This is a genomic window from Isoptericola nanjingensis, from assembly GCF_050311635.1.
Classification (GTDB): domain Bacteria; phylum Actinomycetota; class Actinomycetes; order Actinomycetales; family Cellulomonadaceae; genus Isoptericola; species Isoptericola nanjingensis.
In genome coordinates, this window is the sequence record NZ_JBNOZL010000006.1 from 144,784 (window position 1) to 165,037 (window position 20,254).

At 72.8% G+C, this 20,254-nt stretch carries 19 protein-coding genes and 3 tRNA genes; 4 read left to right on the forward strand and 18 right to left on the reverse strand.

Annotation, left to right across the window (positions count from 1 at the left end):
- Nucleotides 1–19: 19 nt before the first annotated feature.
- The 7 genes from ACQP6G_RS13265 to ACQP6G_RS13295 all read right to left on the reverse strand — a co-directional run bounded on the left by ACQP6G_RS13265 (nt 20) and on the right by ACQP6G_RS13295 (nt 3,997).
- A complete protein-coding gene (locus tag ACQP6G_RS13265; RefSeq protein WP_429764842.1) occupies nt 20–2,230 on the reverse strand; it encodes an N-acetylmuramoyl-L-alanine amidase in 2,211 nt (736 codons plus the stop codon).
- 154 nt (nt 2,231–2,384) lie between these two features.
- Nucleotides 2,385–2,810: a MaoC/PaaZ C-terminal domain-containing protein gene (locus ACQP6G_RS13270; protein WP_429764843.1), complete on the reverse strand. Its 426-nt coding sequence runs from the start codon at nt 2,808–2,810 to the stop codon at nt 2,385–2,387.
- A complete protein-coding gene (locus ACQP6G_RS13275) occupies nt 2,810–3,271 on the reverse strand; it encodes an FAS1-like dehydratase domain-containing protein (RefSeq protein ID WP_429764845.1) in 462 nt (153 codons plus the stop codon). The genes ACQP6G_RS13270 and ACQP6G_RS13275 overlap by 1 nt, the downstream gene beginning before the upstream one ends.
- A 29-nt stretch (nt 3,272–3,300) precedes the next feature.
- On the reverse strand, nt 3,301–3,471 hold the full coding sequence (gene rpmG / locus ACQP6G_RS13280; protein ID WP_079572326.1) for a 50S ribosomal protein L33: 171 nt from the start codon (nt 3,469–3,471) through the stop codon (nt 3,301–3,303).
- Nucleotides 3,472–3,561: 90 nt separating this feature from the next.
- Nucleotides 3,562–3,635: transfer RNA gene (locus tag ACQP6G_RS13285), tRNA-Met, on the reverse strand.
- A gap of 65 nt (nt 3,636–3,700) precedes the next feature.
- A tRNA-Thr gene (locus ACQP6G_RS13290) sits at nt 3,701–3,773 on the reverse strand.
- A 142-nt stretch (nt 3,774–3,915) separates the two neighbouring features.
- Nucleotides 3,916–3,997, reverse strand: a tRNA-Tyr gene (locus ACQP6G_RS13295).
- 124 nt (nt 3,998–4,121) lie between these two features.
- On the opposite strand from ACQP6G_RS13295, the gene rarD reads away from it, so the two are divergent.
- The 3 genes from rarD to ACQP6G_RS13310 are packed head-to-tail and all read left to right on the forward strand — an operon-like array spanning nt 4,122 to nt 6,498.
- Nucleotides 4,122–5,060: an EamA family transporter RarD gene (rarD, locus tag ACQP6G_RS13300; protein WP_429764846.1), complete on the forward strand. Its 939-nt coding sequence runs from the start codon at nt 4,122–4,124 to the stop codon at nt 5,058–5,060.
- A gap of 23 nt (nt 5,061–5,083) precedes the next feature.
- A complete protein-coding gene (locus ACQP6G_RS13305) occupies nt 5,084–5,581 on the forward strand; it encodes a YajQ family cyclic di-GMP-binding protein (protein WP_429764848.1) in 498 nt (165 codons plus the stop codon).
- Nucleotides 5,578–6,498 (forward strand): HAD family hydrolase, encoded by a 921-nt coding sequence (locus tag ACQP6G_RS13310; protein WP_429764850.1) that lies wholly within the window; start codon nt 5,578–5,580, stop codon nt 6,496–6,498. The genes ACQP6G_RS13305 and ACQP6G_RS13310 overlap by 4 nt, the downstream gene beginning before the upstream one ends.
- Here the strand turns inward: ACQP6G_RS13310 and ACQP6G_RS13315 are convergent.
- The 5 genes from ACQP6G_RS13315 to ACQP6G_RS13335 form a co-directional block, all read right to left on the reverse strand.
- On the reverse strand, nt 6,474–7,343 hold the full coding sequence (locus ACQP6G_RS13315; RefSeq protein WP_429764852.1) for a potassium channel family protein: 870 nt from the start codon (nt 7,341–7,343) through the stop codon (nt 6,474–6,476). The two genes, ACQP6G_RS13310 and ACQP6G_RS13315, sit on opposite strands and share 25 nt — an antisense overlap.
- A gap of 59 nt (nt 7,344–7,402) precedes the next feature.
- Nucleotides 7,403–8,296 carry a zinc metalloprotease HtpX gene (htpX, locus tag ACQP6G_RS13320; protein WP_429764854.1) on the reverse strand — a complete coding sequence of 298 codons (894 nt, stop codon included), beginning with the start codon at nt 8,294–8,296 and terminating at the stop codon, nt 7,403–7,405.
- A gap of 114 nt (nt 8,297–8,410) precedes the next feature.
- Nucleotides 8,411–9,820 carry an FAD-dependent oxidoreductase gene (locus tag ACQP6G_RS13325; protein WP_429764856.1) on the reverse strand — a complete coding sequence of 470 codons (1,410 nt, stop codon included), beginning with the start codon at nt 9,818–9,820 and terminating at the stop codon, nt 8,411–8,413.
- 198 nt (nt 9,821–10,018) lie between these two features.
- Nucleotides 10,019–10,600 (reverse strand): hypothetical protein, encoded by a 582-nt coding sequence (locus tag ACQP6G_RS13330; RefSeq protein ID WP_429764857.1) that lies wholly within the window; start codon nt 10,598–10,600, stop codon nt 10,019–10,021.
- A gap of 201 nt (nt 10,601–10,801) precedes the next feature.
- Nucleotides 10,802–11,098 carry a WXG100 family type VII secretion target gene (locus ACQP6G_RS13335; protein WP_344246257.1) on the reverse strand — a complete coding sequence of 99 codons (297 nt, stop codon included), beginning with the start codon at nt 11,096–11,098 and terminating at the stop codon, nt 10,802–10,804.
- 280 nt (nt 11,099–11,378) lie between these two features.
- On the opposite strand from ACQP6G_RS13335, the gene ACQP6G_RS13340 reads away from it, so the two are divergent.
- Nucleotides 11,379–11,630 carry a hypothetical protein gene (locus ACQP6G_RS13340; protein ID WP_429764858.1) on the forward strand — a complete coding sequence of 84 codons (252 nt, stop codon included), beginning with the start codon at nt 11,379–11,381 and terminating at the stop codon, nt 11,628–11,630.
- Between the two features lie 10 nt (nt 11,631–11,640).
- Here the strand turns inward: ACQP6G_RS13340 and ACQP6G_RS13345 are convergent, their stop codons facing one another.
- The 6 genes from ACQP6G_RS13345 to ACQP6G_RS13370 all read right to left on the reverse strand — a co-directional run bounded on the left by ACQP6G_RS13345 (nt 11,641) and on the right by ACQP6G_RS13370 (nt 20,221).
- Entirely contained in the window at nt 11,641–12,450 is an 810-nt protein-coding gene (locus ACQP6G_RS13345) for a hypothetical protein (protein ID WP_429764860.1), read from the reverse strand.
- Nucleotides 12,447–13,127 (reverse strand): hypothetical protein, encoded by a 681-nt coding sequence (locus tag ACQP6G_RS13350; protein ID WP_429764861.1) that lies wholly within the window; start codon nt 13,125–13,127, stop codon nt 12,447–12,449. The genes ACQP6G_RS13345 and ACQP6G_RS13350 overlap by 4 nt, the downstream gene beginning before the upstream one ends.
- Nucleotides 13,124–13,792, reverse strand: a complete 669-nt coding sequence (locus ACQP6G_RS13355; RefSeq protein WP_429764863.1) for a hypothetical protein — start codon at nt 13,790–13,792, stop codon at nt 13,124–13,126. The genes ACQP6G_RS13350 and ACQP6G_RS13355 overlap by 4 nt, the downstream gene beginning before the upstream one ends.
- An 89-nt stretch (nt 13,793–13,881) precedes the next feature.
- A complete protein-coding gene (locus tag ACQP6G_RS13360) occupies nt 13,882–15,306 on the reverse strand; it encodes a hypothetical protein (RefSeq protein WP_429764865.1) in 1,425 nt (474 codons plus the stop codon).
- 14 nt (nt 15,307–15,320) lie between these two features.
- Nucleotides 15,321–15,626, reverse strand: coding sequence for a hypothetical protein (locus ACQP6G_RS13365; protein WP_429764867.1), 306 nt, complete (start codon nt 15,624–15,626; stop codon nt 15,321–15,323).
- Between the two features lie 122 nt (nt 15,627–15,748).
- Nucleotides 15,749–20,221 (reverse strand): type VII secretion EssC family protein, encoded by a 4,473-nt coding sequence (locus ACQP6G_RS13370; RefSeq protein WP_429764869.1) that lies wholly within the window; start codon nt 20,219–20,221, stop codon nt 15,749–15,751.
- Between the last annotated feature and the right edge of the window lie 33 nt (nt 20,222–20,254).

Sequence of the window (20,254 nt, forward strand, 5' to 3'; positions counted from 1 at the left end):
CTTCTCTATCTCGCGGGGCTCAGTGCGGGCGCACCGGACCGACGGCGTCCGAGGTGAACGTCGCGGACGTGTAGCCGGGCGCGGACACGGTCACCTCGACCGCGATGTCCGCGCCGCGGTCCCGGCCCGTGAGGTGGTACCGCGTCCCGTCCGCTCCGCGCACGGGCTCGCCGTCGCGCAGCCACTGCACGTCGACGTCGGTGTCGTCCCCGGGCAGGTACTCCCCCGGGTCCACGGTGAGCACCTTGCCGATCTTCGCCCTGCCCTCGATGCTCGGCCCCTCGACGTCGGTGACCACAGGGTCGTGCAGCGTCACGTCCGCGGCGCGGGTGAACACCTGCCGGTGCGCGTACCAGAGCTGGTAGTAGGCGTCCTCGCCGCGCACGTCCGTCCGGTCGTCGGGGATCGAGCCGTCGAACGACTTGGCGTTGTAGTAGTCGGTCGTGACCGTGTCGTCCGAGACCACGTAGCTCTGGTCGGCGCCGATCGTGTACTCGATGGGCGTGACCGCCTGCGGCGTGATGCCCGGGTAGGGCGCGTAGGCCGCGCCCTCCGGGTACGCGCGGCCGTAGATCGCGGCCGCCGCGTCGCCGCCCACGGTCACCGTCTGCCCGGTGCTCGGCACGACCACGGGGCGGTCCGCCGGGTTGTGGATCCAGGCCAGCGACCCGGCCCACCACACGCCCAGCCACTCGCCCCGCACCTGCGCGACGACGAGCTTGTGGCCCGAGTTCACACGCGCGCTGATGTCGCTGGCGTAGGTCGTGCCGTCCGCGCCGCCCGGCTTCCAGCCGGGGTCACGGGCGTAGGGCGCGTCGAGCGACGGCGCCTGGTAGGCGAGGGCGAAGTTCGTGCCCGCGCCCGCGACGCAGTCCCCGGAGCCCGGCGACGCCTGCGCGCACCCCGTGACCGGGTTCGCGTTGTCGTCGTAGCCGGCGACCACCTCGACGACGTCGCCCGGCGCGACGTCCGCCGTCGGGTCCAGGCCGCCGCCGATCGGCGCGCCGAGCAGGTCGAAGTAGTGCTCCCAGTCCCAGTACGGCCCCGGGTCCCAGTGCACGCTCTTGGTGGACCCGGGCAGGATGCCGGGGATCTGGTCGTGCCCGATGACGTGGGCGCGGTCGAGCGGGACGTCGTACTTCTCGCCCAGGTAGCGCACCAGCTCGGCCGACGACTGGTACATCGCCTCGGTGAACCAGCCCGACGTGCCGGCCCAGCCCTCGTGCTCCAGGCCGATCGAGTGCATGTTCATGTACCAGTTGCCCGCATGCCAGCCGACGTCGGAGGGCTCGAGGTGGTTCGCCACGTGCCCGTCCGACGAGCGCAGCGTGTAGTTCCACGCCAGGTAGGTGGGGTCGGTGACCAGCCGCACGCTCGGCTCGTACGCCGTCTCCGTGTCATGGATGACGATGTAGTCGATCGACGGACCGCCCTCGCCCGTGCGGTCGGCCTGATCGTGGTTGCCGTAGTTCCCGGTGTTGTCGGGCAGGTCGGCGCTGCCCTTCGCGTACGGCGCGGGCAGCCACTCGCAGCCCAGGTCGGGCGGGCAGTCGGCGGCCGCGTCGCTCGCCGCGGCCGTGGACGCCTCGGGCAGGACGGCGTCGGGCCGGGCGGCGAGGGTCACGCGTCCGCCGTCGTCGGTCGTGCGGCTCTCGCCCTGGCGCAGGGTCGAGTACACCCGGTCGGCGAACGACGGCGAGCCGCCCAGCCGCGCGACGGCCGCGCCCCAGGACGCGAGACCGTCGCCCGCCCCCTGCCCCGCGTCCCCCTGGTAGGAGGCCAGCAGCGCGGCGGCGCCGCAGGTGTTCGCGGCGGCGTCGGACCGGAGCTCGGCCGCGGACAGCCCGGTGAGGGCGGCGGCGCGGTCGAGCTCGCTCACGGCGGCGCGGGGCGTGGCGTCCTTGCCGGCCCCGTCGGGCGCCTCGGGCGCGTGGTCGAGCAGGTTGAACAGGCCGTAGCCCCCGTCGGCGCTGGCGGTGCCGGCGTGCTGGTCCCAGCGGGACTCCATGTAGGAGACGGCCTTGAGCAGGTCGGCGGGGACGCCGGTGGCGTCGCTCGCGGCGGCGAACGCGGACTCCCGGTCCGGCGCGGCGACGACGGCGTCGCAGGTCACGTCGGACGTGGGGGCGGTGGACGGTCCGGCCCCCGCGGCGACCGCGGGGATCGTGGCCAGGGGAAGGAGAAGGCCGGCGGCTGCCAGCCCGGTGGTGCGTCGTCGTACGGATCTCACGGGGAGTGCTCCTCTCGAGGACGAAGTGCGCTCACGGGCGCACCTCGTCATCGAACCGTGAAATCCCGTTTCATGGGAAGTGATAGACGTAAAAAATCTCGTCGCGCCTCGGCGCGACGAGATCAGCGGCCGCGCTCGCGCGCGGGAGGGAAGGTCAGGAGAGGCGGACGGTCGCCTGCGAGCGACCCAGCACCTTGGCGCCCTCGTGCGTCACCGTGAGGTCCACGCGCACCGTGCCGGCGTCCGCGTCGATCGCGCCCACGGCGGCGGAGACCTCGACGACGGCGGCGCCGTCGTGCGGGACCGGGACCGGCTTCGTGAAGCGCGTCTGGTAGGCGACGACGGCGCCCGGGTCCCCCGCCCAGTCGGCGACGACGCCGACGACGGAGCCCATCGTCAGCATCCCGTGGGCGATGACGTCGGGCAGCCCGACGCCGGTGGCGAAGGACTCGTCCCAGTGGATCCGGTTGAAGTCGCCGCTGGCCCCGGCGTAGCGCACGAGGCGGGCTCGGTCGAGCTCGACCGTCCCGGTGGCGACGACGTCTCCGACGGTGAGGTCCGCGAGGGCGGGGCGGGTCATCAGGAGTCCTCCCCGCGGATCACGAGGCTCGAGGAGACGGTCGCGACGGGCTCGCGGGCGCCGTCGCCGGCCGCGGCCGTGAAGATCTCGCAGCGTGTCGTCACCATCGCGATGCCGGCCCGCTCGGTCACGGAGTCCACGTGGAGCACCGTGACCAGCTCGTCGCCCGCGACGATCGGCCGGTGGTGCGTGAACTTCTCGTCCGCGTGGACGACGCGCGAGAAGTCGATCCCGGCGTCCGGGTCCTGGACGTAGTGCGCCTCGGCCCGCTGTGCGACGACGACGGCGAACGTGGGGGGCGCGACGAGGTCCGGATAGCCGAGACCCCGCGCCGCCACGAGGTCGTGGTGCGCGGGGTGGGCGGCACCGACGGCGGAGGCGAACTCACGGAGCTTCTCGCGCCCCACGGAGTAGGGGGCGGTGGCCGGGTACTCGCGGCCAGCGAAGTCGGGGTTCGCCACGTCGGTGCGGTGATCCGTCGAGGGCTGGGTCAGCGGGTCTCGCGGTGCGACGTGTGCTTGCCGCAGCGCGGGCAGAACTTCGCCAGCTCGAGACGGTCGGGGTCGTTGCGGCGGTTCTTCTTCGTGATGTAGTTCCGCTCCTTGCAGTCCACGCAGGCGAGCGTGATCTTCGGGCGGACGTCCGCGCTCTTGGCAGCCATGGTGTGTCACCTCTCGCGCCCCCGGAAGGCGCCACGTGAATCAAGGAACAGGCCGGTCCGACGCCGGCCGTCGAACCGTGATGATGTCGGTAGCGAGGGCGGGGCTCGAACCCGCGACCTCACGATTATGAGTCGTGCGCTCTGACCAGCTGAGCTACCCCGCCGCGCGTGACGGAACGCAGGACCATGCGTCCTCAGATGAGGACGACGGTCCCGCGTCACATCACAGAGCCCCGAAAGGGAATCGAACCCTTGACCTTCTCCTTACCATGGAGACGCTCTGCCGACTGAGCTATCGGGGCAGCGGAGAAGACTCTACACGGCTCTCGGCACCTGATGAAATCCGCGGGATGCCCGCTCGATCACATCGTGCGCCGGGCCCGTGCGGGCCCCTCCAGACGTCGGACGAGGCGCCTCCCGAGGGGGGCGCCCCGTCCGTCGCGGTGGCAGGTGAGGGATTCGAACCCCCGAAGGCTGAGCCGTCTGATTTACAGTCAGATCCCTTTGGCCGCTCGGGCAACCTGCCGTGCGGGCTCGCGGACGAGCTCGCGGGTAGAACCATAACGCCCCGGAGGGTCCCGGCGGAAATCGTCTCGCCGTGGCCCGCGTCACGACCGCCCGCACCGTCCCCCGGGTCCTACATTGAGGCGGTGACGTCCCCCTCCTCCCCCGACCGCTGGGGGCTGCCGCTCGGCCTCTCGGCGTTCGTCCTCTGGGGCGCGATGCCCCTGTTCTTCCCGCTGCTCGAGCCCGCCGGCCCCGTCGAGATCATCGCCCACCGCGTCGTGTGGAGCCTCGTGTTCTGCGTGGTGCTCCTGCTCGTCACGCGCACGTTCGGGTCGTTCGTCGCCGTCCTGCGCAACGGGCGCGTCATGGGCGCGCTCGCCGTCGCGTCCGTGCTGATCATCGCGAACTGGACCACGTACGTGTACGCCGTGCTCTCCGGCCACGTGCTGGACGCCGCCCTCGGGTACTTCATCAACCCGCTGCTGACCGTGCTCCTCGGCGTCCTCGTGCTGCGCGAGCGCCTCAGGGTGGCCCAGTGGTTGGCGCTCGGGTTCGGCGCCGCGGCCGTCGTGGTGATCTCCACCGGGGTCGGCGGCCTGCCGTGGATCGCGCTCGTCCTCGCGGGCGCCTTCGGGCTCTACTCCCTTGTGAAGAACCGGGTGGGGCGCGACGTCGGCGCGCTGCCCGGGCTGGCCGCGGAGACGGCCGTGGCGACCCCGTTCGCCCTGGTGTACCTCGTGGTGCTCGGCGCCACCGGCGTCGGCACGTTCACGACGGAGGGCGTGGGGCACGCGCTCCTGCTCGCCGCCTGCGGCGTCATCACGGGGCTGCCCCTGCTGCTCTTCTCGGCCGCCGCGCGCCGGCTCCCGCTGTCCGTGGTCGGGATGCTGCAGTACCTGACCCCGGTGCTGCAGTTCCTGCTGGGCCTGCTGGTGTTCGGCGAGCACATGCCGCCCACCCGCTGGGCCGGGTTCGTGCTCGTCTGGGTGGCGCTCGTGCTCCTCAGCGTCGACGGCACGCGCCAGGCGCGCAGCGCCCGTCTGGCCGCGCGCGCACGCACTACGGTGGTCACCGAACCCTGACCCCCGACCCGAAGGAGCCCGTCATGGCCGACTCGTCGTTCGACATCGTCAGCAAGGTGGACCGCCAGGAGGTGGACAACGCCCTCAACCAGGCCGCCAAGGAGATCGCCCAGCGGTACGACTTCAAGGGGGTGGGCGCGTCCATCGCGTGGAGCGGTCAGGACACCATCGTCTTCGAGGCGAACTCCGCGGAGCGCGTGCTCGCCGCCCTCGACGTGTTCCAGACCAAGCTCGTCAAGCGCGGGGTCTCGCTCAAGGCCCTCGACACGGGCGAGAACGAGCCCCAGTCGTCCGGCAAGGTCTACCGGCTCGCCGGCTCCCTCAAGGAGGGCCTCGCGGGCGAGAACGCCAAGAAGGTCACCAAGCTCATCCGCGAGGAGGGCCCCAAGGGCGTCAAGACGCAGATCACGGGCGACGAGGTGCGCGCGACGAGCAAGTCCCGCGACGACCTGCAGGCCGTGATCGCGCTCCTCAAGGGCGCGGACCTGGACTTCGCGGTCCAGTTCGTCAACTACCGGTGACGGCACGGGCGGGCGGCGCACGCCGCGGGCTGCCGCGCGTCGTCGCGACGGACCTCGACGGCACGCTGCTGCGCTCGGACGGCACCGTCTCCGCCCGCACGCGCGCCGCGCTGCGGGCCGTGGAGGACGCGGGCGCCGAGGTCGTCTTCGTCACCGCCCGCCCGCCCCGCTGGTTGGCCGACCTGGCCGACCTGGTCGGCGGCCACGGCCGGGTCATCGCCCTGGGCGGCGCCGCGGTCTGGGACCTGGGGTCCGGCCGGGCGCTGGACGCCTGCGGCTTCGGCGACGGCGTCGTGCAGGAGCTCGTCGCCGGGCTGCGGGAGGCCGTGCCCGGGGTGGGCCTCGCCGTCGAGACCGTCCGCGGCCCGGCCTTCGACCCCTGGTTCCCCGACGGCGAGCCCGGGCTCGACCGCGGTCTGCGGGCCGTGCCCGTCGAGGACGCGCTGCGCGGCGGGGACGACGCCGTCGCCAAGCTCCTCGCCGTCCGGCCGGGCACGCCGACGCAGGGCTTCGGCGTCGTGCAGCGCGGCGACGTCCGCGACGACGCCCAGGAGGCCTTCTTCGACCGCGTGCGCGGCGTCGTGGACGGTCGCGCCGAGCTGCACTACTCCGGCGCCGCCGGGCTGGCCGAGCTGCTGCCGCCCGGTGTGACGAAGGACGTCGCGCTCGCCCGCTGGTGCCGCCGGCTCGGCGTCGACGCCCGCGACGTGTGGGCCTTCGGCGACATGCCCAACGACCTGCCGATGCTGCGCTGGGCCGGCCGCGGGCACGCCGTCGCCAACGCGCACCCGGAGGTGCTCGCCTGCGCGGACGCCGTCGTGCCGGGCAACGACGACGACGGCGTCGCCGCCGCGCTGGAGGCCGCGCTCGACGTGTCCCCGCCCGTGGACGGCTACTCCGCGGAGCTCTCCCCCTGAGCCTGCGCGCGCTCCCGGTCGGCGACGAGCTGGGCGCGCAGCTCCTGCACCTCCGCGACGAGCAGGGCCACCTGCGCCTGGCTGACCAGGCCGACGGGCGCCTCCCCCGCCGGGCCGCGCACCGCGCCCAGGCGGTCGTCCGGCGACGACGTGTCGGTGACCCGCTCCACGAGCCACGACGAGAGCGTCGCCGTCACGACCCCCAGCAGCGCGATGCCGCCGAGCATCAGGCAGACCGCGATGACGCGGCCCAGCGGGGTCACGGGCGTGAAGTCGCCGTAGCCGACGGTCGTGATGGTCACCATCGCCCACCAGAACCCGTCGCCGAGGTTCACGATGGTGGCGCCCGGCGCGCCCCGCTCGGCCTGCGTCACCGTCAGCGCGCCCACGATCACCAGGAGCGCCGTGCCCGCGGCCGCGAACCGCACCACCCGGCCGCGCAGCCGCACGGCGTTGACCCGGTTGAGGCGCACCACCACGGACACCAGCAGCAGCGGGCGCAGCACGGGCAGCACGACCACGGCGAGCTCGAGCGGGTGCCGGCGGACGTAGCGCCACGGGCGGGGAGCGAGCCGGGCGCGTACGACGTAGTCCACGACGAAGAGCGCCCACGTCACCGCGAGCACGACGGAGCAGGCGGCTCGTACCTCCGGCGGGACCTCCGGGCGCGCGATCGGGATGGCGTACGCGACCAGGAACAGCAGGGAGATCGCGGTCAGCGGCCACTCGGTCGCCGCCTGCCAGCGACGCAGGCGCGCGTGGCCGGCGTCCGGGTGCGACGGCGGGCGCTCGCGCTGCCCGGGCTCGGCCGCGTCGTCCCGGCCGCCCGGCGGGGCTGAGGTCATCGCAGGTCAGCCTGGCAGACCGACGTCGGCCACGCTCCCCGAGCGCGTCGCACGGGCCGTCAGTATCGGGTGATTCCCCCCGGGCCGAAGCCCGTGCCGCCGGCCATCTTCTCCAGGCGGGCGATGCGGTCCGCCATCGGCGGGTGCGTGGAGAACATCTTCGCCATACCGGCGCCGCGGAACGGGTTGGCCAGCATGAGGTGGGAGACGTTCTGCAGCTCGCGGGTCTGCGGCAGCGGCGCCTTCGCCGTGCCGGACTCCAGCTTGCGCAGCGCCGACGCGAGGGCCATCGGGTCGCCCGTGAGCTTGGCGCCGTCCTCGTCCGCGTCGTACTCGCGCGTCCGGGAGATCGCCATCTGGATCATCATCGCCGCGAACGGCGCGAGGATCGCCATCGCCAGGGCCGCGAGCGGGTTGCCGCCCTCGCGCCGGTCGCCGCCGCCGAAGATCAGCAGGAACTGCGCCAGCGAGGTGATGACGCCCGCCATCGCGGACGCGACCGACGACGTGAGGATGTCGCGGTTGTACACGTGCATCAGCTCGTGCCCGAGCACGCCGCGCAGCTCCCGCTCGTCGAGCAGCCGCAGGATGCCCTCGGTGCAGCACACCGCCGCGTTCTTGGGGTTGCGCCCCGTCGCGAACGCGTTCGGCGCCTGCGTGGGCGAGATGAACAGGCGCGGCATGGGCTGGCGGGCCTCCGTGGAGAGCTCCCGCACGATGCGGTACATCTCCGGCGCCTCGAGCTCCGTCACCGGGTACGCGTGCATCGCCCGGATCGCGATCTTGTCGGAGTTCCAGTAGCCGACGAACGTCGTGACGAGGCCGATCCCCACGAAGACGACGAGCATGCCCGCGCTGCCCCGGAAGAACAGTGCCCACAGGCCGAGGACCACGGCCCACATGACGCCGAAGAGCGCCGCCGTCTTGAGACCGTTGAAGTGCTGGTGGCCCATGTGTCCTGCCGTCTCCTTCCGTGCGCCCTGCCCGCGCCGGCGCGCCGGCAGGATCCCACGGGATGAACGCGCCGAGGGCCCGGGCGGTTCCCGCCCGGGCCCTCGGTCGATCCGTCAGGCGCGACGGCGCTTCGCGATGTCGAGCATCTCGTCGCGCGGCACGACCTTGATGCGCTCGCGGCCGTGCGGCTCGCCCAGCGACTTCTCGTGCTCGTCGAGCAGCACGAAGTCGTCCCACTCGACGACGTCGACGCCGCGGTCGGCGAGGAAGTCCAGCACGGCCTGCGGCTCGGCCTGCGTCGCGGTGCGGCCGGCCGTGAGGTCCCCCGTCGCGACGTCGCCGCCGTCGCCCACACCCGTGACGTCCTCCACGAGGTGGCGGATCGTCTCGGACGCGTCGGACTTGGTGTGGCCGATGAGGCCGACCGGCCCGCGCTTGATCCAGCCGGTGGCGTACACGCCGGGCAGGTGGTCGCCGTCGAGGTCGACGACGCGGCCCTCGCGGTTGGAGATGACGCCCTTGAGCTCGTCGAAGGGGACCTCCGGCAGCGGCGAGCCGAAGTAGCCGACCGCGCGGTAGACGGCCTGGACCGGCCAGTCGTGGTGCTCGCCCGTGCCCTTGACCGTGCCGTCGCCCTGCAGCGCGGTGCGCTCGGTGCGCAGCCCCACGACCTTGCCGTCCTCGCCGAGGATCTCGGCGGGGGCGTGCAGGAAGTGCAGGTGCAGGCGGCGGGAGGCCGTCTGCGTCGACGGGTCGACGAGGGTCCAGTCCGTGAGCGTCTTGACGACCTGCTTGGTCTGGTTGGACGACTCGACGGCGGCCATGGAGCCCTCGTCGAAGTCGTAGTCCTCGGGGTAGACGACGATGTCGACGTCCGGCACGTGGCCGAGCTCGCGCAGCTCCAGCGGCGAGAACTTCACCTGCGCCGGGCCGCGGCGGGCGAAGACGTGCACGTCCGTCACCGGTGACGACTTGAGGATGTCGTAGACGTTGGCCGGGATCTCGGTGGGCAGCAGGTCGTCCGCGTGCTTGGCGAGGATGCGCGCGACGTCGAGGGCGACGTTGCCGGCGCCGAGCACGGCGACCTCCTTGGCCTCGAGCGGCCAGGTGCGCGGCACGTCGGGGTGGCCGTCGTACCAGGACACGAAGTCCGCGGCGCCGTACGAGCCGTCGAGGTCGATGCCCGGCACCGGCAGCTCGTGGTCCTTGATCGCGCCCGTGGAGAAGATCACGGCGTCGTAGAACTGGCGCAGGTCGTCCAGCTTGAGGTCGACGCCGTAGTCCACGTTGCCGAGCAGGCGGACGTCGCCGCGGCTCAGCACACGGTGCAGGGCGGTGATGATCTGCTTGATGCGCGGGTGGTCCGGGGCGACGCCGTAGCGCACGAGGCCGAACGGGGCGGGCAGGCGTTCGAAGAGGTCGATGCTCACGTCGAGGTCGGTCTTCGACAGGATGTCCGCGGCGTAGATGCCGGCGGGGCCTGCGCCGACGATCGCGACGCGCAGAGGTCGGATGCTGCTCACTGCGGGATACGCCTTCCGGATCGGGTATGCGTGGCGTTCGATTCTAGGAGGATTCTCCTGCAATCGGGTGAGGCTTACCTCACCTGTCGGGGTCCAGCCTTACCCAGGATGCCATATCTGTCTCACCTCGCGAACGCATTGTCTCGCCGGTCGGTCATGACTGCCGCGGGCATCGGTATGCCCGGCGACGGTCGTCCGTCATGACGCGGTCGACACCTCATGCACCGCGCGCGCCACGTCGCCGCCGGCCAGGCCGCCCGTCGCCCGCAGCGGGTGGTACGCCGGCACCACGGTCACCGTCGCACCGTCGTCGGCCACCCGCAGGGCCGGCGTCTCGCGGGTGCCGTAGGCGGCCTCGACCTGCGTCGTCCCGCCCGGCACCCGCCGCACCGCCCAGCGCGGGCCCGCCTCACGGCGCACCCACACCTCGACCCTGTCGCCGACGACAGCGAGTGCCGCGGGGCTGCCTCCCACCGGGGCGATCCCCCGCGTCGGCGCGCCGGCCGTCCGCGCCTCGTCCAGCGTCTCCGAGGTGGTGAACGCCGGGACGACGACGGCGCCCGGCCGCCGGCGCGCGACGTGGTCGGCGACGGCCCCCGCGCGGCGCACGACCACCGCGAGCGTGACGACGACGATCAGCGCCACCACCAGCAACGCGATCCACAGCGTGGCGTCCTCGACGCCGTCGCGCCGGATCGTGAGCGCGAGGCGCACCGCCGAGAGCACGAAGAAGAGTACGAGCACAGCGGTGAACCACCAGCGGCGTGAGCGGGCATCCATGGCAACCTCCGGGAGGGACGACGGGTGGAGCTCGGGCGGACTGCGCGTACCCGTGGCGTCGTCGGGTGCTGCGGGTCGTCCACGGTGGTGCGCAGCGTCACGACCCGGGCGATCGGTGCCGCAGACGCCTCAGGGGCGGCCCGGTGAACCGGACCGCCCCTGGGCACCGGCCTCTGACCGGGCCTGCACGCCTGACCGTCGTCAGCCGCGGATGCCCTGCGCCAGCTGCGAGTCGGCGTCGGACAGCGTCTGCGCCGCCTGCTCCAGGAACGACGCCATGCCCTCGAGGCCCTCGATGGCCTGCGTGGTGCCCGTCGTGAACTCCTCGTACGACGTCTGGAACGCGCCCGAGGCCTGGTCGGTCACGAAGCCCGACGACACCAGGTTGTTCACCTGCGTCTGCAGGTTGTGCAGGATGTCGGTCATCTGCTGCTGACCGTTGCGCAGCTGACCCGCCTGCGACCGCAGCTCGTCGTAGGTGACGTTCATGTTCGCCATGAAAAGCTCCTCAGCTCATCGGTGGTTCGGCCGGCCCCCTAGCGGCCGATCCGTCGTCCGCTGACGACCCTAGCGGGCGCTCCGAGCACCCGTCGATGGGGAGCGCTCCCCATGACAGCCGCCCGGTGCTCGGCCGGGTCACCACCGTGGCCCGGCCGGTACCGGGGGCACCACCCGCCGGAGCACGAGCGCCGGGCGGCGCGCTCCGGCGCCGAACCGCGTAGGGTGCGGTCGTCGTCGCCCACGACGACCACCGCCGGCGCCACGAGGAGAAGCACTCATGCCCACGCCACCGAACGGGTCGAACCCGGTGCGCAGGAAGAAGATCGAGACCCCGGTCCTCATCGCGACGCTCGTCTGCGTGATCCTCGCGGTGGTGGGGGCCTTCGCCGGGTTCGAGGTTCTCGGCGAGCTGGGCGCCGTCCCGGTGCTCGTCGTGCTCATCGTGGTGGTCTTCGTGGTCGGCGCCGTCCTGACGGTGCGGCGGGCCGGCGCCCTCCGCGCGGCGTCCACCGGCGGCACGAAGGACTGAGACCGCGCGGTCAGCGCCCGGGCGACCGGCGCTGCCGCGCCTCGCGGCGCGCGGTCAGCTCGGCGAGCCGCGCCCTGCGCTCGCCGGCGCTCAGCTCGGCGACCGAGCCCTTCGTGGTGGACGGCGCCGCGGTGCCGTCGAACCGGCGCCGCCAGGCACGACGCCCCAGCACCACGCTCCACAGGACGAGGGCCGCCGCCGCGACGAGCAGGACCGCCCGAGCCGGCGCCGGGACGTCCCGGGCCAACCCCACGAGCGCGAGCAACCAGCCTGCTCCTGCCGGCAGCATCGCCAGGAACATCCGTCCGTCGGGCAGCCAGCCCGACACGTAGAACCGCATGAGGAAACGGGTGAGCGCCGTCTCGCGCACCGGCTGGAGCGACAGCGCGACCCCGCCCACGGTCGGCAGCCCGATCGTCCTGCCCCGCCCGACGCGGGTGGTGCGGGACAGCCGCTCGTCGGCGTACCCCGGCATCAGGGACCGGCCGACGTAGACGAAGGACAGCGCCGCCAGCGGCCAGCTCGCCGACGGCAGGTACCACAGCACTCCCGGCCCCCAGAGCACCACCAGCAGCGGGACGACCAGGCAGAAGGCCACCATCTCGGACGGCTGCTCGACGAGGCCGGCCCAGATGCCACCCACCTCCATCGTCCCGTCGACGGCGACGTAGACGAGGATGCCCGGGCCGAGCCCCAGGATCACGAGGGCGAGCACCGTCCACACGAGGCCGACGAGGAGATATCCGAGCGGACGCAGCATGCGCGCCGCCGTCCCCGGCGGGCGGGGGGCCGTGGCGGCCTCGTCGGGGGCGGAGGTCAACTCGCGGCCCGCTCCGACGGTCCGGGACGGGCCGCGCCGTCGCGCGCGTCGTCCGACGGCCCCGCCTCCTGACCGTCGTGGTCCGAGTCCATGAAGGTCACCGAGTCGAGGATCTCGTCGAAGAGCGTCGCGAACGGCTCCGCCGACGGGATGCCCGGCACGTTGACGCGCGCGAGCAGGAGCTTCGAACCGTCCGGATACGGGATGTGGTACTCGAGGCGCATCGTCAGGACGGTGTCGCCCTCGCCGGTCTTCCCCTGGGTCATCTCCACCACGCGGGCCACCGGCCCGTTGCGCTGCGGCTCCACCTCGCCGGTCGGGTACCCGTCGCGCAGCGCCTGCGCCACGTCGCCCGCGGCCAGAGCCTCGGCCGACGCCGCCGGCCACTCCTCGTCGAGGGCCAGGATCACCGCGGGGAACGGCACCCCCGGCAACAGCTCGAGGGACATCAGGTACGTGTGCACCCCCGCCGCCATCGCCGCGCGGACGTTCCCGACGACCTCCTGGGTGGCCTCGCGGCGCGCCCGTGCGAGCCGGTCGGCCTTGCCGACCTGTCGCCGGACGAGGCGCCGCACGTGCTCGACGGCGGTCTCCTCGTCCTCCAGCGGGATGCTGGCCCACGTCCCCGGGAGCACGATCCGCATCCGCCCCTCGCGGAACCTCACGTTGCGGGTCATGCCGCCTCCAGCTCCACCGTCAGGCCGGCGAGGAGGTCGATGACCTCCTGCGCCATGTCGTCGAACACCGAGACCCCGTTCGCGATCACCGTCACCTCGAGCATGTCCGGGCTGCCGGGCGGGAACACACCCAGCGCGACGCGCTCCTCCAGGTGCGCGACGCCGTCGCCGAGGTCGGGGTCGAGGTGGCCGACCATGAGGTGGACTCCCCGCACGTCCCCCGCCGGGACGGTCCCGTCGATCGCCTGGGCGTACACGGACGACGGATCGTCCGACTCCGCGACCAGACGTTCGAGGTCCGCCGCGAACGCGTCGGCGGAGAGCCCTGCCTGCGCCACCACCGTCAGCATCGCGTCGACGTCGCCGAGCGCCGGCCGGCGGACCAGGAAGGCCACCGCGAGCGCCGCGATCCCGCTGTCGGACGCCGACCGTGCCACGTCGGCGATCCGGTCCGCGAGGGACTCGACAGGATCGACCACGGGCGTCTCCGCACCGTCGAGGTGGGGCACGGCATCGTCGGCCCGGGCCTCGGCCTCCGCCGCGCCCGGCGGCACGAGCCCGACGGCGATCTCCCGGGCCCAGGCGTCGACGTCGCCGAGCCCGTCGGGCACGAGCACCCATCCCTCGTCCAGGCTCAGCTCGTAACCGGCCACCCTGCGTGTCACGTCGTCGGTCTCCTTGGTTGAGGCTGCGGGCCGCGCCCATCCTAGGCGCGGCCCCCGCGGGCCGGCACGAGGCCGGCCACACCCGTCGATTACCCTCCGGCCAGGCTCAGGCCGCCGCCGATGATGTTGCCGTAGGGGCCGCCCATGCCGGACGTGCCGAGGCTGACTCCCGGGGAGGCCGCCTGGCCGTAGTCGCCGACGCCCATCTCGCCCGCGAACGCGACGCCGTTCCGGATCCCGTTGAAGGCCGTCACGCTGTACCCGCCGATGGTGGCGATCGACGAGGTCACCGAGCTGACGTTGTCGAAGTGGATGGTCCCGATGCTGCCGGGGAGCCGGCTGTCGATCCTGCCCATGACGCCCATCATGTCGGTCACGTCGTCGTTGCCGAAGAGCGTGCGCAGCCCCGAGCCCGTGAACGGGTTCGGGAACATCTTCTTCAGCCCCGTCCCGATGTTCCCGCCGCGGAACAGCCCGGCGATCTGCTTGTCGCCCGCCGACCGGATGAACGGCGACTTGAGGACCTCCGTGACCCGCTGGCCGTTGGTCTGCGCGAAGATCTTGCGGGTGCTCTTGAGGGTGGCCGCGCCGAAGACGTTCTTCGCGTTCTGCGGCGACATGCGCGACGCGGTCTGGACGACCATGCGCGCCTTGGCGTACTTCGCGACGACGCTGATCGCCTTGCCGCCGAAGAGGGTGAGCGCCGCCATGCCGGCCGCGCCGAGCACGCCCCACCAGGAGCCCTTGCCCCGGGCGGCCTTGAACACCGCGTCCACGACGGCGAGGATCGCGCCGACCGCCGCGAGCACCAGGAGGACCTGGCCCAGGATCGGCACCCAGGAGAGGAAGATCGCCAGGATCCCCGCGATGTCGCAGATGACCTTGACGACCTTGTAGATGCTGTCCCAGACCTCGCCGGCCTTGTCCCAGAAGCCGTCCTCGAGCCCGTGGACCTTGTCGCCCGTCACGACCTCGTCGATCTTGTTCTTCGCCGTGGTCGCGGCGGAGTCCTTGTCGCCCTTCGCGTCGTTCCAGCGGCCCTGCCAGTAGCTCAGGCTCGACTCGAGGGTCGTCACGCGGGAGTTGGCCGACGACAGGGCGCTGTTGGCGCTGTCGGCGTCGCCCTGGGGCGCGTCGTTCGGCAGGTCGTCGACGTCGTTCTGCGCGTTGTTCGCCGTCGCGCGCGCGGCGGCGAGGTCGTCCTCGAGGGACGCGATCTGGGCCGCCGCGGTCTCCGACTCGGAGATCGCCGTGTCCAGGGCCGACGCGTACGCGACGAGAGCGTCCCCGGTGAACCGGTACCGCTCCGTCGCCTTGGAGATGTCCTCCTTGACGTCGGACGCCAGGGTCTTCGTCTCGTCCATCGACTTCGCGGTGGTGCTCGCGTCGTCGACGATGGCGTCGAGAGTCGCCGTGGCGCGCCCGATCGCGTCGGCGATGTCCTGGTACCGCTTGCCCTTGCTGCGCACGAGGTCGGCGTCCCCGTCGAGCTTCTGCCACTGCGTGTCACCCATGACGATGTCTCCCCCTACTTCGCCTTCTCGGCGGCGTCTTCGAGCGCCTTGGCGAGCTCGGTGTCGATCTCGGTGAACGTGTCGGCGATCTGCTGGACGATGCCCTGGAGCTTGACCACGTTCTCGGTCATCTCCTCGCGCTTGATGCGCCACTTGTCCGCGAAGTCGTTGACCTTGCCGCCCAGGTCGTCGTGGCCGGTCGCGGCCGCGGCGTCCTCCGCGTGGTCGTCGGCGCCCTCGAACTCGTTCTTGATCGTCTTCAGGTCCTTGGCAAGAGTGCGCAACTCTTCCATGTCGATGGACAGGTCGTACCCGGCCACAGCTCCCCCTCGTCGTCACGCAGCTCGTCGTCTCGCCGCCGGGCAGCACCGTAGCCGAGGGCGACGGCGCCGGTCGATGGGGAGTCCTCCCCATCGACCGGCGTCCACCCCGACCGCCCGGCTCAGTCCTCCAGCACCAGCGGCAGCTGCACCCGCGTCTGCTTGCCCCGCGCGATCCATGCGCCGCGACCGACCGGGAACTCCCCCTTGCCGCTGCGGGGCAGCGACGTCTTGAGGATGGTGTCGCCGTCGAGGTTCTCGGGCTGCAGGATGAGGCCCCGCCGTCCGTTCTTCACCTCGCCGAGCAGCGGCCAGGTCGCCGACCAGCCCGCGGTCTCGGCCTCCGCGACGAGCAGGTGGTCGCTGTTGCGGATCGCCTTCGTGAGGTCCTGGATCGGCTTGTCCGCGGGCGACTGCAGGTACTCGTTGATGCCCTCGACCAGGACCACGATGCCAGGGTCCACGTCCTCGTCCTGGACGGCGGCGAGCAGGTCCGTCGCGAGCGCCTTGACCTTCTCCACCCCGGTCGCCACCTCGGTCCAGGGCAGCTTGTCGGCGATCGCGGAACGCCCCTGCGCGAACAGGTACATCCGCGCGTCGGGGTTGGCGCGCAGCACCGCCCGGGCGATCGCGACGAGCGCGTTGCTGCGCCCCGACCCGGGCGGGCCCGCCACGACCATCGTGCCCGTCGGGTCGAAGGGCACCGCGCTCAGGGTGATGCCGTCCAGGCCGAGCACGGGCAGTCCGTCGACGTGCGTCGGGAGCTCGCCGGCCCCGTACTCGGTGGGCAGCACCTGCACCGCCGGCGCCGGGCGTACCCCGGCCTGCACCATCGACTGGCCGAGCTTCTCGGTCGCGGCGGCCTGCGCCGACACGGAGGTGGTGCCGCCGATGACGGCGACCTGCACCTCGAGGCCGTCGAGGATGGCCCGTCCGTTCGGCGAGTCCGCCGTGATGATGTCGCGGGGCGCGTTGAACGCCAGGTACCCGTCGTCGGTCATCCGCAGCAGAAGGTTGCGCTGCACCATCGAGCGCACGTACGTCGGCACGGCGCCCGACCGGTCGGCGGTGAAGACGACGTGCATGCCGAGCGCGCGGCCGTCGTTGAGGATGTCGCGGAAGACGTCGAACCACTCGGCGCGGCCCGCGCCCACCTCGAAGTCGTCGCGGAAGCCGGGGAACCCGTCCACCAGCAGCAGGATGCGCGGCACGTCGGCGCGACCGGTGATCTGGCGGTACTCGGTGACGCTCGACGCCGAGACGGCGGCGAACGCCTCCCCGCGGCGCAGCAGCTCGTCGCGCAGCATCCGCATGAGCGCCACGACGCGCTCGACGTCGTCTCCGCGCGCGATGGTGCCCACGTGCGGCAGCGCCGAGAGCATCCGCAGCGCACCGGCGGCGAAGTCCAGGCCGTACACGTGCACGGGGCCGCCGCGCGGCGTGATGCCGGCGGCCGCGGCGAGCGTGCGCAGCGCGGTGCTCTTGCCGGCGCCGCCGGTGCCGTACACGCCCAGGTGGCCGTCGGTGTCGGGGTTGAAGTACAGCGGGCGCTGCGCCTGCTGCTCGGGGATGTCGGCGACGCCGAGCAGGAGCTCGGTGTCCGTGCGCTGGTGCAGGCGCGTGAGGTCGTAGGCGTCGGCCATGGAGTCGAGCCACGGGCGGCGCGGCGTGGGCAGGCGCCCCGCCTGGAACGCCTCGGTGACCCGGGCCACGAGCCGCTGCTGGTCGTTGGGCCCGAGGTCCACGTCCTCGTCGGCGGAGGCCGACGGGTCGACCGGCTCCTCCCACTTCTCCTCACGGCCGAAGTGCAGCCCGGCGACCTCGATCGCCGTGTTCTCGGGGGCGCGGGTGCTCCAGGCGCCCGCGTACCCGGACTGGAAGGCCTGCAGCCGGCCCGGGCCCGTCTTGACCACGCCGCGCCCGGGGATCGCGGGGTCGATGTGCGCGGCGTCCTTGATGTCGACGACGTCGCTGGAGTCCGACTCGTCCGCCATGCGCAGCGCGACACGCAGGTTCGTGTTGGCGCGCAGGTTGTCCTTGATGACGCCCGCCGGGCGCTGCGTCGCCAGGATGAGGTGGATGCCGAGCGACCGGCCACGCTGCGCGACGTCGACGACGCCGTCGACGAACTCGGGCACGTCGCCAACCAGCGCCGCGAACTCGTCGATGACGATGACGAGCGCCGGCGGCGTCTCCGGGTCCCCGCGCTTCTCCAGCTCCAGCAGGTCCTTGGCCTTCTTGCGGTTGAACAGGTGCTCACGGTGGTGCAGCTCTGCACGCAGCGACGTGAGCGCGCGCAGCACCAGGTGCTGCGAGAGGTCCGTGACCAGGCCCACGCAGTGCGGCAGCTGCACGCAGTCCGCGAACGCGGAGCCGCCCTTGTAGTCGACGAACAGGAAGGTGACGCGGTCCGGGCTGTACTCGGCCGCCATCGCGAGCACCCACGCCTGCAGGAACTCCGACTTGCCGGCGCCCGTGGTGCCGCCCACCAGGGCGTGCGGGCCCTGGCTGCGCAGGTCGAGGTGCTGGGCGTCGAGGCCGGCCGAGCCGACGATGGCCCGCAGGGACCCGGCGCGCTTGCGAGGCACCGCCTGCGTGCGGTCGTAGACCGACAGGTTCTGGCGCCAGCGCTCCAGCACGGCGCGCGGGTCCTCGAACAGCTCGTGCCCGAGCAGCGCCGGCATCGTCACCGAGCGCGGCAGGTCGGACGAGTCGGCGACGATCGCGCCGGCGTCGAAGACGGGGGCGAGCCGCCGCCCGTAGTCGAGCGCCGCGGTCGCGTCGATCTCCTCGAGCTCGACGTCGTCGACCCAGCGCCCCAGCCGCACCATGCCGACGCGCGGCCCGTGCTCGCCGAGGTCCACGAAGGTGCGGCACGCCGCCGGGAGGTACGCGGTGTCGGCGGAGATCCACAGCAGGTACACGCCCGCGTCGGGACCCTGCTCGGCGAGCTGCACCAGGCGGGCCCGCTCCACGTCGATGTCGTCCGAGACGACGACCACCACCGCGGGCACCGCGGACTTCGTGCCGGCCTCCGCCTTCTTGCCCCCGACGTCGCTGCCCCGCTCCAGGGCGGCGTCGTCCTCGTCGATCGCGCCGCGCCGCTGGGCGCCGCCGCGCGCGGCCCGCAGACGCGTGGTGACGAGCTCCTCGAGCTCGGCCACGAGCCGAGCGGCGCCGCTCGCCGAGTCGGCCAGGTGGTGGCCCTCGATCGGGCTCTGGGGCGACGAGGTGTGCGGGATCCACGTGAGCCACTGCAGGGACCTGGTCCACACCGGGCTCACCATGCCCGTCACGACCAGCTCGGACGGCGAGTGCAGGCCGGTGAGCTGCAGCAGCGTGGCGTTGAGGCTGCCCGCCACCTTGGCGGGCGGCCCGGCGAAGCCGATGGCGCCCGCGTCGTACAGGTTCTCCACCACGGGGACGCCGGAGACGGTCGAGTACTTGTCGACGACGGCGTCCAGGCGCTCCTGGTACTCCTTGATCATCGCGCCCTTGGCCGTGTCCTTCACGGTGTTGCGCGACGGCATCGTGCCGATCCCGAACCGGACGTTGAGGAAGCTCCAGTGCTCGGGGCGGCGCGTCCAGAGCATCGGCCCGTGCCGCATCGCCTCCGCGAAGACGTGCGGGGTCGCCGGCGCCTCGCGCAGCCGCACGGACCGCTCCGTCTCCTCCTCGCCCCCGAGGGCGTCGCGCAGCGCGTCCAGGCGTTCCTCGAAGCGCGCGATGTCGCGCTCCTTGCGCTTCTTCGTCTGCTTGTTCCGGGTGAGGTAGTTGCCCGCCAGCATGATCGGCGACAGCGCGATGAACACGAGCGACATCAGGCCGCGGCCCATCGCGAGCATGAACCCGCCCATGAGCACCGGGGCCAGCATCGCCAGCAGCGGGAACGGCTGCGGCTCGGTCTCGGCGGGCACCTCGGGCGCGTCGAACTCCTCGCCCTTGTACCGCGCCTCGACGCGCGGCGAGCGCGTGAACGGCACGGGCCCCGCCTTGGGCGCCACGCCCGTCAGGGTCTGCGGCTTGCGCCGCTCGATCGTCATCACGGTGTCGCCGACGGTGACGCGCTGGCTGCCCTCGACGCGCAGGCGCTGCACGTGGTCGCCGTCCACGAGCAGGCCGTTGGCCGAGCCCAGGTCGACGACGTCGACGACGTCCGAGACGTCGAGGCGCAGGTGCTGCTTCGACACGAGCGGGTCGCTCAGCACGACGTCGCAGCCCGGCGCACGCCCGAGCGTCCAGCTGCCCTCGGGCAGGTCGATCACGCTGCCGTCCGCGAACCGGAGGGTGGCGCGCACGTCCCGGGAGGGCTGGTAGTCGAAGCCCGGGCGGTCGAGCTCGACGATGGCCACGTCCGCGCCCGAGCCGATCCACGCCTCGCCGAGCGCGGCGTCGGCCGGCAGCCGCGTGGGCCTGTCCTGGCCGGGCAGCCGGGCCTCGATCGTCCGCCGGCCGGCGCCGACCGTGCCCGTCCCGCGCGGGTCCACGCGGGCCAGGGTGGACGCCACCTCGCCGATGGTCGCCCCCGCGTCCGCGGTGATGACGACGTCGTCGTGCGTGGTGTCGGGGCGCCGGAGCGTCACCTTGACGCGCATCGCTCTCCTCGGTTCGTTCCGTCGGTGTCTCGG

Bases quoted from the DNA above. Each gene is read 5' to 3' on its own strand.
- ACQP6G_RS13370 (WP_429764869.1), bottom strand. From the start codon at position 20,221: ATGCGCGTCAAGGTGACGCTCCGGCGCCCCGACACCACGCACGACGAC.
- ACQP6G_RS13305 (WP_429764848.1), top strand. From the start codon at position 5,084: ATGGCCGACTCGTCGTTCGACATCGTCAGCAAGGTGGACCGCCAGGAG.
- ACQP6G_RS13350 (WP_429764861.1), bottom strand. From the start codon at position 13,127: ATGACCCGCAACGTGAGGTTCCGCGAGGGGCGGATGCGGATCGTGCTC.
- htpX (WP_429764854.1), bottom strand. From the start codon at position 8,296: ATGGGCCACCAGCACTTCAACGGTCTCAAGACGGCGGCGCTCTTCGGC.
- ACQP6G_RS13330 (WP_429764857.1), bottom strand. From the start codon at position 10,600: ATGGATGCCCGCTCACGCCGCTGGTGGTTCACCGCTGTGCTCGTACTC.
- ACQP6G_RS13315 (WP_429764852.1), bottom strand. From the start codon at position 7,343: ATGACCTCAGCCCCGCCGGGCGGCCGGGACGACGCGGCCGAGCCCGGG.
- ACQP6G_RS13270 (WP_429764843.1), bottom strand. From the start codon at position 2,810: ATGACCCGCCCCGCCCTCGCGGACCTCACCGTCGGAGACGTCGTCGCC.
- rpmG (WP_079572326.1), bottom strand. From the start codon at position 3,471: ATGGCTGCCAAGAGCGCGGACGTCCGCCCGAAGATCACGCTCGCCTGC.
- ACQP6G_RS13360 (WP_429764865.1), bottom strand. From the start codon at position 15,306: ATGGGTGACACGCAGTGGCAGAAGCTCGACGGGGACGCCGACCTCGTG.
- ACQP6G_RS13340 (WP_429764858.1), top strand. From the start codon at position 11,379: ATGCCCACGCCACCGAACGGGTCGAACCCGGTGCGCAGGAAGAAGATC.
- ACQP6G_RS13335 (WP_344246257.1), bottom strand. From the start codon at position 11,098: ATGGCGAACATGAACGTCACCTACGACGAGCTGCGGTCGCAGGCGGGT.